This is a genomic window from Pseudoalteromonas sp. J2K-J979, from assembly GCF_058169715.2.
Window position 1 is genome coordinate 1,918,766 of the sequence record NZ_CM200281.1, and the last position, 17,779, is coordinate 1,936,544.

Consider the following 17,779-nt stretch of genomic DNA (forward strand, 5'->3'; position numbering starts at 1 on the left):
ATTAATTAACTATTGTTAAATCAAATCCAATTAAATTTCTAAGTTCCTGTATTGCTTCTTCTACCTCCTCAGAAACATAATTAGATACTAACTTTTCGAAAGTATAGTCAATATCTGTCTTGTCTATTTTCCCAGCTTTCACTTTCGTTAAGCTTATCTCGAACATTCTCTTTGCTTGATCAAGCTCTTCTATTTCATCTTCAGTAAGTAGAGAAGATCTAACATATTCAACCTGAAATGATTTTTGTCTATTTTCTTTATATTTAACAAAATAATCATTTAGTGCTTTTTCAGAGGTACCTTCTAGCTCGTCGACTACACTATCAATATTTTCATGAGTCATATTATTTTCAAGTAGGATTTCTCTAATATTTAATCCACTTAAGTTTCCAATAATTAAGTCATGTATATTCTTTTTAGTGCCTTCTCCTTTTTTTATCCCTCCGTCCAGCCAAATATTATACTGACAAAATTTATTACTCAGTGATAATAAACCAAGTTCATCCGTTAAAGCTTTGTTTATAACAATGATTGCAAAATCAGTAACAACCTCTGCATTATAGTAAGCTCGCAATTTAGTTAATAATGTATACCAAACATTAAAGAATGCTCTCTGAAACAGTGCATAATTTATTACCATTGTTACATTATTTTTTCTAAATTGCTGGGAATCAGATAAAAGCTGAGCGTAAATATCTTCGATTATTCCTTTTTCATCACTAGGAATAGTAGTTGCATTTAAAATTGCTTTGTGAACTATTTTATATTTTGTTGAATTGTTAGTACCACATGTTTTTTCTTCTATGGCATTCAATAAAGCAACATGCTTATCAAAACAGCTCCTGTATACATCGATGCCCATTATAAATGTATAAATTCTTTCAACCAATGTTCTAGAAATAACATCATCAAAAAAAGCTCTTTGAGATAGATCAAAGTTTTCCCACTCAATTTCAACTTCATTATCTAAAACATAATTAATTACTCTTTGTGAGTTCCCAATTGTTTCCGATAATGCTTTTTCAATGATGCCTATGCTTGTCACGCTATACCTTTTAGTTAAGACAGTTGCATCTTTTTTACTCTTAGTATTCCATTCAATTGCTGAGAGAGTTTCCCTGCCATAGTCGCTATCACGAATTATCTTATCGCAGAGCTTTCTTATTGCCACTGAACTTATATTGTTATCCTTTAATAAAATAGTAAAGTGCCCGCCAACCTGCTCCATTGTTGCATTTACATCTACAAACAAATGCCGAAATACTTCAGTAGATGAAGGTACTCTATTTATTTGATTAGGTTCAGTTGCGTTAGGAGGAAATACAATACATACAGGTAAGTGAAGATCTTCCAATGCCGATTTTTTATCTGAATTTAACATTTCTTTAATTGCAAATAATCGATGTTGGCCATCAATTACAACTAACTTAGCTCCATCACTATTTGTGTTCAACCCTATTTCTACAGGGGACTTTTGGACTCTGTAATCACCTAACTTACTAGACTGTTTCAGGTTTTCATCAGAAAAACCTTTAATCTTAAATAAATCGCCCCACCTAGATTCAACAAAAGCACCGTCAATATTATCTTTTCTTTCAGGGTAGTAAGTTAGTATTTCATCGTCTTTTACTCGCAAAATAGCTACTATTATAGGCGGAAAAAATACTATATTTGACTCTAGTTCTGTTGAACTCTTATTTGATGGATATATATATTCCGCAAGCTCTTTACGGGCTCTATCTTCATCGATATCACGCTGCATCATCATCTCGAAATCCAAACTATTACTAACTAATTCCCTTGCAAATGTTAGATGCTTCAAGTCTTCAATATCAAATGAAGTTAATACGTAATCAACGGGAAAAGAGCCTGCTGCTGAAAAATTACCAAACGTTCCTGTTCTTTTCAGTTCAAAAGTATCTCTAGGTGCAAAGCCTTTTAATTCACTCATAACTTTCTCTTTATAAATTAATGATTTTTCAATTTTGCTTATTAGTTATCAAACCCTGTGCCTTTAATTTTTTAATCAAAATATGAAGGCAAGATTTTTCTTAAGCTCTGAATTTAAAACAATTACAAAGTTACCTTAGTTCATATAAACCACTTTCTACTCGCTTAAATATATCTTTTTTCCCTAAATAAGCTTTAACATCAGAGCAATGGTTACAAATAGTCCTGAGAATTATTTTTTCCCATGTAGGAGGTAAGTCTCGCTCTGTATTTTCGTAAAAATGTCTACTAATTTCCTTTAAAGCCAGCGGTCTATTATAGCAGTAAAACACTTCTAAAATTTCCTCTAGCCAACCAGAATTATCTTTGAAATTTAAGTTTGTAATCTCTGTAGTAGTCTCTTTTGATAGTTTGCGTTTCAGCTTTGGTTCGAAGTACCGTTGAAAATTTGGTAGTGAAAGTGCATAAAAATCGTGACCAGTTTTAAGCTTGAATTCGTTAATTAACTCTGGGTGTACTCTTCCGAAATCCTTTGATTGCCAATCAGGCTTTTCATCACCAGTTACAAAAATTAGCGCAGTTTGGCTATCTATAGCCTTATCGATTAATTGACTCCAAAGTATGAAATCTCCATATTTTGATTCAATTTTTGTACCTAAATAACTATAAGTGATTTCTTTCCCATAATCATCAAATCCCGGTGGTATATTATGCAAATACCTATATTCACCTTCTTTCTCCAACTCACACATTTTATCTAGAGAATAATTTTCACCAACAACTCCATCAAAAATTTCGTAAACTTGATCTATAACTTTATCATCTCGTTTAGTTTTTTTATGCTTTTGGAAATGTTTTTCAATAATATTACTTATCTCATGAAAGTGAGGACCCAGCTCAGCCTGCAAGGGTGCTAGCTCACTATTTTTCCCTCCAACCTGAGCTAACCCTCTAACTCTTTTTCTAAATGAGTCAAAATCACTTTTAAACATTTGAACTGCTTTGCCTTGCGTCTTAAAAGTAGATTTTCTTTGTAAGTTAAATTCTAATGCTACTTGATGAGGCAACCAAACCTCAAAAAAGTCATTTCTTTTTAGTGACTTGATTTGAGAAACAATGTCATTAGCGATTTTCTTTTCATAACGATATAAGTTTAATAAAATATTTGTGTCAAAGACAACTGTCACTTTTTTACTTGAAAGAATATATTTTTCTAAATAATTATCATCAAAACCTGGGAATTTACTCCTCATTCAATAACTCCCAAAACGCTTTATCTTTAATGCGCTTGATCTGTTTTTCACCATCAATGTAAAGGCTGGTGTGCTTTTCAAGCTCGCGGATGTTTTTCATCAGTAGCTCTTGCTCTGACTTATCATCTTTGTTGAATATACCTTTAATATCTTGGGTTTTTATTTGCGCAACGCGATGCACAATCCAACTTAATATGTAGGCAGAATAATCATTTTCGCTGGTCTTGAAATGGGTGATATCTTGGGTTGATAAAATAACCCCCACGCCATATTCACGACCTTCTTTTAATATTTTGCGTAGGCTTGGAAAGTTTTGCGACATGAAGTTGTCGGCTTCATCAACCAGTACCAATTTAGTAACTTGTCTAAAGTCGCCTTGTACTTCTGGTTTACCTTGTTTTTGCATTTGCGAATAAAACAAATCAAGTGTCAGGGCCACAACTAGGTTTTGTATTTCACCTGGGTAGCCCGCCAGCTCAACTACGGTAATGCCATCTACAAGCTCGTAAAGCGACATACACTTGCTAGTATCATCTTCAAATATTTCAAGCTCACATATGCTCTCAAGCGCTGCGTAAAGTGAATCTTCCGCTGGCTCGCTATCTAAAAACAATGACCACAAATCAGCCATAGTCGGTGCAGCTTTGCTCCATGTAGATTTATTCGCTTTATGAATACCTGCCAAGTCGTAAGCATCGCCAATTAATTTACGTAACTTAAGCTGTTGCTTAGTGCCTAAGTTAAACGCTTTGCCCATAGTCTCTGAAAAGCCACGTGCTGTGTGCACAGGCAGCATGGGTGTATCACCAAATAAACTAAGCGGGTTATATGGAAGCTTATGTAAATTAAACTTTTTACCATTGGTGGCATCAATAAACTTATCGTCTACATAATCCGATTTGTAATCAAATATCAGTATGCCAATTGGTTTACCATCAACATTATTGTGCTGATTGCGATAAAGCTGCGTCACTACTGATTTAGTACACTGTGTTTTACCAGTGCCCATAGTGCCGATAATACCTGAGTTGGTATTCATAAATTTAGCGGTGTTAGTTGGCTCCCAGTACACAGGCTCATTATTTTGCATAACATGGCCAACAAGCACTTTTAATGAGTCTGTAGCCGCAGGCTTTACAACAATGCTTGGTGCTGCTTCTTCGGCAACTTTAGGTAAAACATCATCTACAGGTTTTGGTTTATCTGGGTCTATTTTTTCAATGGGCTTTATTGGCGTCACACTACTTTTATTTACCACTTCGCCTTCAAGTATGTATTGCTCTGATATATAACAAAGCTCACTACTTTGAATGTTAGAAAGTAATGTTTGTAGTGGCGTGCTTATAAAACGGTTTAAGTTAGCGCTTGGTAGTATGATTTGTAGAATATCGTCTTCAACGGTGTATTCTTCTTTGGCAAAATCGGCGTTTTCAAAAAATGCCATCATAAAACCTTGCGGGTAGTCAGCTAAGTCGGCAACTTGGTAATCACCTTGTAACCACCATTCACGATTATTTTGTAGCTCGTTAAAGTAGCCATTCTCGTAAACTTTGTATAATTCAAACTTATCAACTTGCATCAATACTTGACGAATAAACAAGCCTCGGTATAAATGCCCTGCTAGATCGTCACGGCCAAATAAGTTTTCGACTAAATAACGCTTAAGCTCTTTAGCTTGTTGAATGCCTTTGCCGTGTGTGCGCTTTTTACCAATTTTAACTTCAAGCGGTAGCAAGTACATGTTGCTACCTTTAAAGCCAACAAATAAAACGTCATCAGATATAGCGCCGCTTTTTATATTTTGTGAGTAGCGCGAGAAGTCGCTATCACTCATTTTTAAGCCAATATTACCTGCTACACGTAGCATTTCGGCCACACTCATTGGCACCCATGTAATATCGCTTTGATGCAGCAAACAGTTTACGTATTTATAAGCACCTATTATGCTTTTTTTCTCTTTTCGGTCGTTGTCGTTACTGGTGATCATTTTTAGTAACCATTCACCATTAAAGGCATTAAATTCGTCTATTAGGCCTTTAATACCTTGAGAAAGTACTTGGTCGTATAAGTCTCGGCGCTTGGTAACGGTTATCGCATCGTAATTTGCTGAATTAGTAAAGTTGTCTGAGTAGTGGATGAGTACCGCATCTTTTTGACCTTTAAAAAACTCAAGTGTGACTTTAGGATCAATAATCACCGTCCATACGGAGTTTTCGTATACCCCATCAAGCAGCTCTGACAGCTGCCCCGCCACTTTTAAACCTAAGCCATTACTAGTTTCGTACTTTTGCCCGCACCATGCAGCTTTTGCCAAGCTGTTAAATTGACTACTTAGTTTTAATGTAGCTGTACTGTCAACATCGAGTTTATTTAGGCCAAAGGTTGTAAAGTAGGTTTGTTGCTCTTGATATGCGGTTTCACCAGCTAATAAGCCATGACAGGCAACGCCTGTTTTTTCGGTCAGTACATCAACTGGCACTGGCTCTACTGTTGTATCGTTACGTACAAAACTAATGTGTGCATAATTAAATGTTGGTTCTTGTGCATTGAGCTTAAACTTACTGTACGTAATGCGATTTTTGAGCATGTCAGCAATGGCATCGGCTTTGTCTTTTTCGCTACCTAGATCAGCTATCTCTTTTAGTTCGTCATAGCTTGGCGCATCGGCAAAATCATCAAAGTAAGTACGTTGTAGTGCTTTGTCGTAAATATTTACGTGAATACGGTTTGCTTCGTCAGGTGATTTCTTTTTTAGATAATCCACTAAGCCCAAAAACAATGCTGTATTGTTGCCATTGTTTATAGAATTAATATAAACGGTCTCTTTACTGCCTTTATCAAAAAGAACATCAAACGCTTTAGTAAACTCACTCGTTTTTTGCTTTACTAATGGGCGTACATATTCAAGTGCAGCTTTTTTATTAGAAACTAGCTTGCACCACATACGGTTATCAGCCACAGCTTGATTGTATGCAAAACCGTCTGTTGCATGCCATACAAACGGTAATAAGCCTTCGGCATTTAAACGTACAATTGTGGCTTTAGGTAAGGTATTAAAACTACTGTCGTTTTCATCACTGGCACGTGTTACCAGTTGAGAAAAATAAGCGAGTGTTAATGGGTGCAGCGGTGTTATGTATTCTTGATCTTCAAATTCAGCAATACCGATATTCACTAGCATATTAGCTTGTGGTGATAACAGGGATTTGGTTTCTAACTTAGTAATGTGAGCTAAATAGCTTTCAACAACCTTAGTTGCTAAACCTAAAAACTCGGGACCCCACGAGCAAGTACTTATAAGTGCCTTTCGCTCGTCTAGGTAATCAAATAGTGATTGATAAGCTGCAAATAAATCTGGGAATGCGCTTTCAATATTGTCTAATGTAACTTCTGGCCTACCAGCGGCTTCTGTTGCAAGTATGCGCTCATCTTGTAGTTTTGCTTCCCAATTTAATAGGTTTTTTCGCATGCCTGTTGGGTTTAAGTCTTTCCCGTCAATAACCACCTTTTCTTTAGCGCGGTTATATAAGCCATTAAAATTATCATTGTATAAACGGTTAAACAGGTTGGTGTCTAACACGAGCGGTAAGCTTAACGTGTCTGACGAAACAGCGCCGTCCACTTCAAAATTAAGTACATGCGACCCACTTTGTACTGCAAAAGTTAAGCTGTCTGTTTCATTGGCAAACTGTGCGAAGTCTACAGTTTGAAAATCTTGCACTGAAAATGTTTGGTTTGAATGAGTAACTGTTGTGAGTTGTCCCTGCTCTGCAATTTTTAAACTACCTGCATTAGTTTGTAGAGTAATGAGTTGTTTTTTAGGGTGTGTTGCAAGCAAAAAGCTATCAGCTAAATCATCAAGATAAAAAGCACCTTGCGGTATAACTAACACTCTGTACTTAAAGCGCTCTTGTGGTTTTTCGCGTTTAAAATCAACACTAAAATAAAGTGGCTTATTATCAAACGACCCTGAAATTTCAGCAATACTTCGCTTTTGCGAGCGGTTATTTACATCAAGGATAATTTCTTCTTTAGTGTGCTGTAGTTTTAATTCATTTTTTTGAATTTTACCGCCAACAAAACTAGCTTCAATTTTAAAATCGGTTTTGCCCTCTGGCATTTGAATAATTAAATGACGCTCTTTTTTGCTTTCTCGGGCTATAAAGTCAATATCGGCTATTGTTTCACTTTCGAAAGACAGTAGGTTTTCTTTATTATCTCGCCGCTCTTTAAGGATGGCTCCAAAGTCTAGCTCCTCCCACTTCTGACCGTCTGCAAAATGGGTATTTACAAACTTTTCACTGAGGTCTAAGTCGCCCAATTTTTCTACAAGCTCTTGTGGGTATTTTTCGACTATTTCTCCAATATACCCGTATAACTGGTGGTTTTGTGACAAACGCTTATCGATCTGGTCTGTATCGTCCCAGCTGACAATCGTGTTATCGTTAAATAGACCTAATTCGCTAAATTGAATCACACCATCTTCTAACGCATCATAAAGTTCGGTAAAACCAAACATGGTGGCACCATCTTCAATGATTAGTTTAAAGCGATGATCGAGCAGGCACTGAGATACTTTGTCAGTGCCGCTAATTGATAAAATAAGCTCGCTGAGTGATTTTTTTATTGTTGAGGGATGCCACACTTCCCCAGTTTTTCCTAAATCACGTGCTGAGTTAATTAAAGTATCTAAATAAGAGTTATGAATAACGAGTAATGCACAGTCTTTTAAAGGGCCATCTTGCGCTGATACTAAATCGCGTAAATGCGAGATAAAGTTTTCACTTAGCCCTTGCGCACTTTCGCTATGTACAACAGGTATTAACGTAGAATTACCAAAAGTGATAGCTGGCAGTGTTTGATCTATGTCATTTGTTTTCAATTCAACGCTTGTATCTGCCTTATTAAGCATTGCCTGATAAAGCTTTAAACTATTATCGCTATCTGGTGAGCGAAACTGAAAGCGACTTTCGCCTTCAAAACCCTTAGTTGCCCACTGACAAAAATGATCAACTAAAAAGTCTTCATATAGTTTTTTTGACATAAACTGCATCTCCACTGTCACTCATTCTTTCTACATTGCCCATTCTTTCAAACAAATCGATCAAACACTCTTCACTACTTTTATCAAAAAACACACCGCGTTTTTGAAACTCAATTAACAACTCGTGGAGTCTTAACTTTTCGTTTTCACCAATACACAAATTCGTAAGCAACAATAGGTAGTCTTGGTTTAATACTAAGAATGAGCCTGCTCTGCGGCGGTTTTGCTCAAAAGGCTTGATTAAGGTTTCACGAGTTGCTTTTACAAAATTGTTAAAAGCAGTTTCACGCGTGGCACCTTTTTTAAATTGCTCAGTAAAAAGCTTGGCTAAATAACTAATTGCTTCACTTAGCGTCCCCGCTGGAGTTTGTTGACTCGTTAAATTTCTATCAATATAAAATTCGGCAGCATAATTGTTTAAAGCGTCGATATCACTATCAGTGAGCTCTTCAAATAATTGCCATAAAGGACTTATCGTTATTTTTGCATCTTGTAGGCTTTCATTTAGAGCCAAATATGGAAAAAGTGAATAGCTAGATTCAATCACTTGCTTGTGCCCATGGAGTTGCAATTTTGTGCGCTCTTTACTGGCTTTTTCGTTGTCTAAGATAAAATAGCAAGGTTTTACCTCTGGCTCTTGTGCCCAGCCTTTTATATTGAGTGATAGTTGTGCGGTATATAAAAAACCATACAGCTTTAAGAAGGCTTTAATATTTTGTAAAAAATGTTCTGGGTGGCTAACTAAAAAAACTAAGTCTTTTTGGAATTGGTCTGTTAAAAAAGGCAGGTAAGCACTATGTTGTTTGCGAACTTTTTGATTTTTATTAGTCACAAGTGGCGAGTCAAATACCTTTTTAACCTCTTGCTCTAAAAAGTTAAGCTGTGCTTTTGGTGCATTTGTAACTTCAACACCACCCATTAAACTATTAAATAATGACGTTAAACGTTCGTCTCCTGAATTACTTTTGTCAGGGTTCAACACTTTTAACGCTTGCATCTCAGGAGCTATATTTAGTACTTGCTCATTATCAAAATACATTTTTTCGATAACATGCCATAACGGTTCGCCATCTAGCTTATTGGTAAAATGCGTTTTACATAGTTTTTTAAAATCTTCTAGTGACTCAATATTTTTTTCCAGTTTAAGACTGTGTAGAGACTTGATGAAAAAACCAACTACCGTTTCCCAATCATACTTATTGTTAGCGCTATTAGCTGAAACAGGGAAATAACTAGCAGCACTATTATTTTTTGGCTTTAACTCTTCTAATAATGGCATTTATTAACCCTCACTAACCATAATATCTTCATCATCTAGTTCTAAATGATATTTACCATCAACACCTGTAATGACTATTTCTGTTGCAACTTTTGCTTTCTGTACGATTTCCGCAGCTAACTCATCTAGCAGTATTACCGAATTCTTGTCATGTTTATTAGGTCGATAACCATTGTTTATATTAATCAGTAGTGACAAAAGGTTAATATTAATTGGCAGCTTAAACTTTTTATCTTGCAGCTTTAAATGTGCATTAAAAAATGCACTACTGGTGGTTGTAGAGTTCGCAATAGATTTAGCATCCATAGTTAAATCTGCTGGTGCTGCAATTTGGTAATCACCAAAATCTGAAAGTAAAAAGAACTTTTTACCTAACTTTGGTGCATTTCGATTTATGTAGGTACGAATAGCTGAGATTAGGGTGTCTCTATAAAACTCTTTTAAACTGTTTTTTTGCTTGTTGTCGCCGCTGTAAGACTTATGTAGCTGGTAGACAGAGATATAGCTTTCGATTAATAATTCGTTAAAGTCATCAGTAAAATTTTGATGATAATTATTAGCAAACTCATCATATTTAAGTAAGTAAAATAAACGCAGATACTGAGCTCCGCTTTCAATATTTGTAATACCGAACTGGTTTAATGCATTTTTAAAAGTATCAAACTTTGCATCAGGCAAACCTAGATCGAAAGCTAGAATAAAACGGTCGACTTCTTTAGTACGAAGGTGCGCGGGGTCAAAATTCTCAATTTTATTAGCAAGCTCGTTATCCCCACCTGCAAATAAGTTGTCGAATAAATAGCCTTCTCCGAGTAAAAGCTCATGAACAAAATCAAGTAATGCTCGCGCAGTTAAAAACTGATCTCGCATTAAACGCGCTTTGAATAGCAGGTCAATAATCACTTTTTGGACAGAAGGTAAACTGAGTAATTCGAAGTTAGCGATAAAGCGTAACGTTGAAACATCGTTTTGTTGTAGTTTTTCTTTTTCAATAAGCTGGCGAATGATGTTATTTTCTTGCTGTGTAATTCTTTGTAGGAGTTTTTTTGCAAAATCACATTTATAACCATCATCTCCTATTTCAAACTTTGGAAAATCTTCAAAATTAATAAAAATAGCAATGTCATCTTTGATATTTTTATTTTTAAGATATGCACTGACTTTACTACGAATAAATTGATTTTGACCTTCTTCAGCGTAATTACCTAACATACCGGCGTTTATTCCAACTACCAATGGTCTGTTTGATGCTTCAAAATCATTGAAGACTTTATCTAATGTTTGAATTGCAGAACCTTGTGGGTCAAAGCTGTGAGTAGCATCTAAATGGAATTTAATCCGTGAGCCAAAATTAACTTTAGCTTTTGTTAAAAGTTCAGATTTACCATCACCACTACTACCACATAAAAAAAGTACTTTTTTGTCGTTTGCCCCAAAACTCGAAATAGTGTTATTTACCACTTCTTCTATAGGCATTTGAATGTATAAATAAGACTTAATTTGATCGAGTAAAGACTCTTTCTTATCTGTTCTCTCTGTCGAAACAGCATACGGTGAGGCTTTTGATAAAACACTGAGGGCTTCTATTAATCGCATTTTTAAAACCTATAGACAGGTGGCTGCGCTACAACCACACTTTGGTTAATTAAGGTTAGAGTTTTAGTGTGGGTCACTATGTGCAAACATATAGTTTGCTTGGTGCTTGCATGCTGATTGTAATAATCGAGAGTGGTGTCCGTTTTGTTGGCAGTCATCCGCGGGTCCTTTGCGTGATTTATTGTTGTTTTATATCGCTCAGTCGCGGTTTTGATAATTTGTAAATGGCCATTAAATGAGTGCCTGCATAGTGAGCACGTTATGTTTGAACAAGCACGCTATTTTTGAAATGTATCATAGTTTTTTAATATAAAACAACTAATTGAGCCCTATTAACGCTGGTACTTTAGCCTTATTTGAAGTCTATTCTTTACCTAGTGGCTATGTGTTAACTGCGCAACCAAGCGTGTTTACAGAATCTCGATGTAATAGCGTGTAATAATTTTACCTCTCAGTTGTTCTAAGTTAGTAGTCATTGTGTACCCATTACTTTTATCCGTTTGATTGTCGAGTGGGCGTTTTTGCTATTGGTATAGGGATAGTTATGGCATCGATTGCAGCTGGGATTGGATTATTTCCGTTAACGTATCATGTGTGTAGTAATACCAAAGGATCTGACACGCTCGCAGTGAATGAGTTGCTGCTGCACTTTTTACTCGATACCAGTAAACATACTATTAGTGGCGTTGCGCATATTATTGGTTGTGATAGCCACTCTACCCTTGATTCGTCCTCGTTTATTTATGGTGATTGGTGTGTGAACACCGAGCAAGACATGTCGCCCATTTTAGTGGTCGCCGATGGGGTGTTTCCGTATGCGGTGTTTGTAGATAACACCCCTGCGGAGCGCGAAAATTTAAAGCTAACCTTGTCGTTAAGCGATGATTGGCAAACGGGGTTTGCGAATGTGGCCTATTTTGAGGCGGGCCGTTGGCTTGAAATGAACTCCGCCCACGTTACGCTTTCGGCCTGTTGCGATGTTGAACAGTTGATTGCGTTAAGTCATAGCCACCAGCCGTATAAAATGTCGGGTCATTAGTTTTTTGGTTGTGTGTTTTTATGTTTTTATTCCTCCTTTTTTAGATCCTGTCGCGGGGTCAACCCGCTGCTACGGGTTGGTGCCTAACCGTAAATCTTGCGTGCGTCTTGTATGTGTCGATTATTCATCACGTTTGTAGCTGCGACTTTATGTCGCTACTTTTTAAGTTGATGATTGTGTGCGGTGTTTAAGAGCTGTCGCGGGGTAAACCCGCTGCTACGGGTTGGTGTTTAGCCGTAAAGCTTAATGGCTTCGCGCATATGTCGAGTGTTCAACGTATTTGTAGCAGCGGGTTGTTGGTTTATTTCGTTACGGTTAAGGTGTAATTACCTGCTCCCGAATACGAATACACAACAAAGCGGTAGTAGCCAGAACTTGCGTTGTAGCTAATTTGCTCGGTCGATGTCGGTGTTTCAGACAGTGCCACTTGTTGCCACGCACCGCCCTGCCAGCGTTCAATTTTCAAATCGAAGTCGGCGTTACTTGGGCCCGTAAGATCAAGAGTCATCGCGCCACCAGCGTACTGAAACCATGTGCCATTCGGCTCGATGGCTTGCTGTTTATCTTGCAAGTTGCCGGTATAGGTTTCGCCTACTGGTGGTTCGATTACACTGCTACCTACCGTAAAGCTCACTGTTTTATCAGGTGCGCTAATATTGCTGATGCTTAGGCCTGAGTCTTGACCATTCCACCATAAGGCGTTGGTTCCCCGTGATGTTTGTGCATTGGGCAATGTGCTCGAAAACTCCCCGGCATAAGCAAACAAATCGGTTGCATCGCCGCGATTGCGTTTGTATTCGGGGTCTCGGTTGCCATCTGCGTGTTCCATTTGAATGTATGGTTTCCATTCATTTGAATTATTGCCTTGGCTATCGACATGCCAAATCGCTAAACCTTGGTCTGGTTGTTCTGAGCTTTGCCCAGACTGATGAATCGCTTCGATGTAAAACGCTTCGTTTGTTTTAGCTGGATTGGTCCATTTATAGGCGGTGTTGCTGTCTGAGGTATGGCTCAATGTACCTGTTGGCGCGTTACGATTAATGGCTGGGTTGAGCTCAGTGACCGTATCCCACCCAGCAAGTGCACGAAAGTGGGCCACCGGTGGTGTAGGTTTAAAGCGGTTTGTGCTACCAATAGCCCCGTAACCCATGACGCCAAAGCTTGCGACTGAGCCTTCAGAGCTGCCATCGTAGTCATATAAATCTGGCCAGTTAGTGATGAGATGCCCTGATTCGTGAACAAATGTACCAATTGCTAGACTGCTGCGCATATCGGTGACTTGGTAGCGATCGGTACATACACCATCGGCACAAAAGCGTGGGCTGAGTCTGGCCATGTGCGGCCATAACCCTTTTGACCACGCACTGTCTGAGTTACCGGCATACAAAATATTCAAGCCGCGTATGCCCCCTGAGCTATTGGTGGTCAGGCTTGCAAAGTTAAAACCTTCTTGGAACTCAAGCCAATTGAGCGCTTCGCTGATCAACTCTTGTGTGCGCACAGTGGAGCTTAGGCTTGAATCTGCATAATACGCTTTGTTCTTTTTCGCGGTGTAATACCGCGTTACTGTGTTGGTGTAGTCTAATTTGTTACCTGATACACTTTTGAAATAGCCCCGAACAGACTGTGCATTGCCAAACTCGTTGTAGTTGATGTCGTTTAAAAAACGTTCAACTTGCTGTTTACTAATACTGCCGCGCTCATCAGGAAAATCGATAATAATGGTCAGCCCTTTTACGTTACCGCTAATTTGCGTGTTCAGATCAGAAGTCTGATCAACGCTGGGGTGCCTCGGTTGGTCAACAGGCTGCAGAGTCAACGTGTCATCCTTGTGATCAAAAGCTGTATGGCCAAGCAGCTTTTGCATTTTTTCGGCCACCAGCTTGGCTTTAGCATCAGTGCTGAGCCCTCGTTGACTGTGTGCCGATAACGGTTCGAGTTGCTGTTGTTCCACCTTAATTTGATTACTGACCAACTCCCCGGTTGATTCTAACCCCGTCCCCGCAAGATTGACCTTGGCATACGCCATGCCACCTAGTGTGTTATCAAACATTACTAAACGGCCATCTTGGGCACGCTGCTCGGCATAATAGTCGTTACCATTAAGCGTTAACGTGATTTCTTCACCATTGGGTTGTTTAAATGTGTATTGAGTGTTGTGATATGGAATGGCTGCAAATGCGTTTGCGCAAACCACTGCCGCTGCACAGAGTGTCAATTTTACCTTCATGTTGTTCCCTTCAATTCAAATTACCCGTATTAGGTAATTTAAATTTACATAAAATTCACACTTATTAAAGTATGGCGTCAACATTTTAGGGAAACACTTACCTAATTTTGTATCGATTTAGATACAACGTGCGACGATTCTGTTGATTTCTCTGTTGAGTCGTGACTTCGGCCTGTTCTACCTTTTAGCGAGCATGGTTGCCTGACAAGGTGCGTGGGTTAAATCCTCGCATAAACGAATTCGCCAAGGCGCCTCTTCATGTTTTAGCGCTGCAAATTTTTCATACTCTGTTAAGGTAAAAGGGCCGATGACTACTTGGTAAAATTTTCCTGTTTTTAATAATTGTGGCTGATGTTTTTGGTATTCTTTACGTCTTATTTTGGCATAACTCTGTTGGATAAATGTGCCGACAACGGCATAAAGTTCGGGGATTTCATCAGCTGGAATTAACCGATCGTAAAACTGATCTGTGCGTGATGTGATTGATTGCAATGGTTTAGTTTCAAGCGGCTCTAATCTCTGGTTGTTAAATCCTACAGCAGTGAACTGTGTGATCGCTTTTAATGTCACTGCGGGTGCAGCAGTGTCTGGCTGATTTACATTGGTCGGGGGCACTGCTTGAGTGCTAACAGGCTGCTCAATGGCTTGGCTGTTGAATGCGTTTAAACGCCATTTATTATCGGCTTTTAAAGGATTGGGTGAGTTTAACACCGCAATATAGTCTTGAGTGGGCGCTAAACAGGCTTGTTGACCGAGTGCTAGCCGATGTAAGGCGCAATCTTGCGAGGTAACTTGCGAAATAACATGATCTGTCACAGATTTACCCGTAAACGAATAGCTCAACGCACTAACTCCAAACGAGACCAAGTGTAAAGTTGCACAACCAGACAAGGCTAAACATATTAGTGTAATTAACAGCGCTTTAAACATATTCATAACAGACCACACAACTACCATTGATTGTATTTTAAACAGCAAGGTTTATTCCAACTTACAAGGCTGGCACCCTTTTAAGTTATCAATCACTTATCAATTGGTTAGCAGCCTTGATTACAGGCAATTTTTTGACAATCACATTTATCGCGCCTTAAGGTTCGCGCAAAATAGCTTATCAACCATAATTAAACCATCTCGATTGTATTTTAGGGGATTGGTTTGGCTCGCTTAATGATCGCTTTGTTGTGGTGTTTGTGTTCGTTTAGTTTTTTTGCTTTTAGCAAAACATACACTGTGCTCAGCTATGATGGCGCAAACCCGCCTTATAGCTATTTTGAACATGGACAAATAAAAGGGATTTTTCCTGATATTTTTGCACGACTCAGTGAACTAACCGGGCACGAGTTTAAATTTATTGCTGTCTCGGTGATGCGAGGTCAACAACTCTTTAATCAGGGACTCATTGATATTGAACCGGGGATCAATCCTATCTGGCGTCAGCATAACGAAGTAGCTGGGGTTTACAGTATCGATTACATGTTTTCTCGCGAAGTGATTTTAGCCCGTGAGGCTGAAACGGTTCATCAGCCAGAACAACTCTATGGTAAAGTGATTGGTGTGGTACGTGGCTATAAATATGGCGAGTTTGAACGCCATTTTGCGCCAGATAAACTAATTAAGATTGAAAATTTATCTGAATCACTGCTACTAGCACAACTGCAACATCAACGAATCGATTATGTCTTGATTGGTGATGTCACTGCTTATTATTTTATAAAAATGAACCCTAAATATCAGAGCTTTCATTCTATTTACCAAGTCAGTAAGTTGCCTGTCGCAATGCGGATGCAACCAAACCTAAGCTCGTTACTTGAGCAAATGAATCACGCCCTTGAGACCATGATTAAAAATGATGAATTTGGCGCCATTTATAATCGATATATTTATCGTGGTCTTTCAAGTTCCACTCAGGCCGAACACCCCTAGCCCCTGTGTGCTACCAGCAAATTTATTAATTCGTTAGATATATACTAATCAACCGCCTCACTGCAGCTTAAATATCAATAACATCATAAGATATGTACTTAAACATGTCCCGTGAGACAAATGAATTACACTGGTGTTTTAATTTTGCACTTAATGGAAATTAAATTAATCTGCCACTGTTATTCTTGCCATCAGTGCAATAAAGTACACTCTCTACGATTAAGCCACTAATAATACTAATTAAAGGCAATTATGTTTTGTATTAAACAATCTGCCGCAGCATTGCTGTGTTGTGTTTTAATGCCCTCGCTTTGTTGGGCAGACGATATTCAAGTTTTTTTTAATCGTGCCGTCAATCCTCCAGCTCAGCAGGCCAACCTTGAGCATAAAATTATAGAAGTCATTGGCTCTGCCAAGTCCAGTTTGTACATTGCAATCTATGACCTTGATTTACTCGCTATTTCGCAGGCGATTGTTGCAGCAAAGCAACGGGGGCTTGACGTGCGTTTAATCACCGATAAAGACAATCTCGGTACTGATAACCACCTTGCTCTGAGCACATTATCTCAAATGGACGTGCCGTATATTGATGATACTGAAAACGGGTCGAAAGGTTCGGGGATCCAACATAATAAGTTTATTATTGTCGATAACCAAACCGTCTTAACAGGCAGCACCAACTTTACTCAATCCGGTATTCACGGTGATCTCGATCAGCATGGCACCTTAGTCAGCCAGGGCAATGATAACCATATTGTGATCATCGAATCTGTCCAATTAGCAGAGCAATTTACGCAACAATTTAATCTAATGTGGGGCGATGGACCTGGGCTCCGTCAAAACTCATTATTTGGGCTAGCCAAGCCCGATCATGCCTTGACGACCGTTTTTACGAGCAATGATAACATTCGGATTGACGTACAATTTACGCCTCAATCGCCCACTCTTTATAGCGGCTCTAGCCTAGACTCAATCGAAAAAATAATCCTCACAGCCAAAAAGCGGATCTACCTCGCACAATTTGTGATTAGTAGTCAAAATATTGCCGATGCGATGTACCGCCGCCACCAGCAAGGTGTCGTGGTAAAAGGAATTGGCGATGCTTCTTTTTTTTCACGATATTATTCTGAGTTTATGGATATGAAAGGCATTGAAAAACGCAATCAAAAAGGACAAGTCGAAACAGATAGTTTTACAGGGCTCGCCAATCAGGTTTGGCTAAAGCCCGCAGATGTTCGCATTGCTAATCTGGCTGGTGGCGATAAATGGCATCACAAATATCTGATTATTGATAACGTCGTTGTGACGGGTTCACATAATTTAAGCGGTGCCGCAGCATTTAAAAATGATGAGAATATTGTTGTTATCTATGATACTCAAACAGCCTCAGAATTCGCCGCACATTTTGATCATTCGTTTTGTTTAGCGGGTAAAAATCGTAACTGCTTGTTGTAACTTGATGGAC

The 17,779-nt window shown here is 38.5% G+C and carries 10 protein-coding genes; 3 read left to right on the forward strand and 7 right to left on the reverse strand.

The window, feature by feature from the left end; all coding sequences use genetic code 11:
• Window position 1: 1 nt before the first annotated feature.
• The 5 genes from AC3KVK_RS08855 to dptF all read right to left on the reverse strand — a co-directional run bounded on the left by AC3KVK_RS08855 (window position 2) and on the right by dptF (window position 11,122).
• Window positions 2-1,951 carry a ParB N-terminal domain-containing protein gene (locus AC3KVK_RS08855; protein ID WP_490311897.1) on the reverse strand — a complete coding sequence of 650 codons (1,950 nt, stop codon included), beginning with the start codon at window positions 1,949-1,951 and terminating at the stop codon, window positions 2-4.
• A 130-nt stretch (window positions 1,952-2,081) separates the two neighbouring features.
• Window positions 2,082-3,203, reverse strand: coding sequence for a PIN-like domain-containing protein (locus AC3KVK_RS08860; RefSeq protein ID WP_490311896.1), 1,122 nt, complete (start codon window positions 3,201-3,203; stop codon window positions 2,082-2,084).
• Entirely contained in the window at window positions 3,193-8,247 is a 5,055-nt protein-coding gene (gene dptH, locus AC3KVK_RS08865; protein ID WP_490311895.1) for a DNA phosphorothioation-dependent restriction protein DptH, read from the reverse strand. Before dptH ends, AC3KVK_RS08860 begins: the two co-directional genes overlap by 11 nt.
• On the reverse strand, window positions 8,228-9,526 hold the full coding sequence (gene dptG / locus AC3KVK_RS08870) for a DNA phosphorothioation-dependent restriction protein DptG (protein ID WP_490311894.1): 1,299 nt from the start codon (window positions 9,524-9,526) through the stop codon (window positions 8,228-8,230). Before dptG ends, dptH begins: the two co-directional genes overlap by 20 nt.
• A 3-nt stretch (window positions 9,527-9,529) precedes the next feature.
• Window positions 9,530-11,122, reverse strand: a complete 1,593-nt coding sequence (gene dptF, locus AC3KVK_RS08875) for a DNA phosphorothioation-dependent restriction protein DptF (protein ID WP_490311893.1) — start codon at window positions 11,120-11,122, stop codon at window positions 9,530-9,532.
• 544 nt (window positions 11,123-11,666) lie between these two features.
• On the opposite strand from dptF, the gene AC3KVK_RS08880 reads away from it, so the two are divergent.
• On the forward strand, window positions 11,667-12,161 hold the full coding sequence (locus tag AC3KVK_RS08880) for a DUF1842 domain-containing protein (protein WP_490311892.1): 495 nt from the start codon (window positions 11,667-11,669) through the stop codon (window positions 12,159-12,161).
• Window positions 12,162-12,462: 301 nt separating this feature from the next.
• Here the strand turns inward: AC3KVK_RS08880 and AC3KVK_RS08885 are convergent, their stop codons facing one another.
• A complete protein-coding gene (locus AC3KVK_RS08885) occupies window positions 12,463-14,391 on the reverse strand; it encodes a M6 family metalloprotease domain-containing protein (RefSeq protein WP_490311891.1) in 1,929 nt (642 codons plus the stop codon).
• A gap of 177 nt (window positions 14,392-14,568) precedes the next feature.
• Window positions 14,569-15,327: a hypothetical protein gene (locus AC3KVK_RS08890; RefSeq protein ID WP_490311890.1), complete on the reverse strand. Its 759-nt coding sequence runs from the start codon at window positions 15,325-15,327 to the stop codon at window positions 14,569-14,571.
• Between the two features lie 219 nt (window positions 15,328-15,546).
• On the opposite strand from AC3KVK_RS08890, the gene AC3KVK_RS08895 reads away from it, so the two are divergent.
• Entirely contained in the window at window positions 15,547-16,314 is a 768-nt protein-coding gene (locus AC3KVK_RS08895; RefSeq protein WP_490311889.1) for a substrate-binding periplasmic protein, read from the forward strand.
• Window positions 16,315-16,566: 252 nt separating this feature from the next.
• Complete coding sequence (locus tag AC3KVK_RS08900; RefSeq protein ID WP_490311888.1) at window positions 16,567-17,769, forward strand: phospholipase D-like domain-containing protein; 1,203 nt, start codon at window positions 16,567-16,569, stop codon at window positions 17,767-17,769.
• Window positions 17,770-17,779: the final 10 nt, after the last annotated feature.

Bases quoted from the DNA above. Each gene is read 5' to 3' on its own strand.
- AC3KVK_RS08855 (WP_490311897.1), bottom strand. From the start codon at position 1,951: ATGAGTGAATTAAAAGGCTTTGCACCTAGAGATACTTTTGAACTGAAA.
- AC3KVK_RS08860 (WP_490311896.1), bottom strand. From the start codon at position 3,203: ATGAGGAGTAAATTCCCAGGTTTTGATGATAATTATTTAGAAAAATAT.
- dptH (WP_490311895.1), bottom strand. From the start codon at position 8,247: ATGTCAAAAAAACTATATGAAGACTTTTTAGTTGATCATTTTTGTCAG.
- dptG (WP_490311894.1), bottom strand. From the start codon at position 9,526: ATGCCATTATTAGAAGAGTTAAAGCCAAAAAATAATAGTGCTGCTAGT.
- dptF (WP_490311893.1), bottom strand. From the start codon at position 11,122: ATGCGATTAATAGAAGCCCTCAGTGTTTTATCAAAAGCCTCACCGTAT.
- AC3KVK_RS08880 (WP_490311892.1), top strand. From the start codon at position 11,667: ATGGCATCGATTGCAGCTGGGATTGGATTATTTCCGTTAACGTATCAT.
- AC3KVK_RS08885 (WP_490311891.1), bottom strand. From the start codon at position 14,391: ATGAAGGTAAAATTGACACTCTGTGCAGCGGCAGTGGTTTGCGCAAAC.
- AC3KVK_RS08890 (WP_490311890.1), bottom strand. From the start codon at position 15,327: ATGAATATGTTTAAAGCGCTGTTAATTACACTAATATGTTTAGCCTTG.
- AC3KVK_RS08900 (WP_490311888.1), top strand. From the start codon at position 16,567: ATGTTTTGTATTAAACAATCTGCCGCAGCATTGCTGTGTTGTGTTTTA.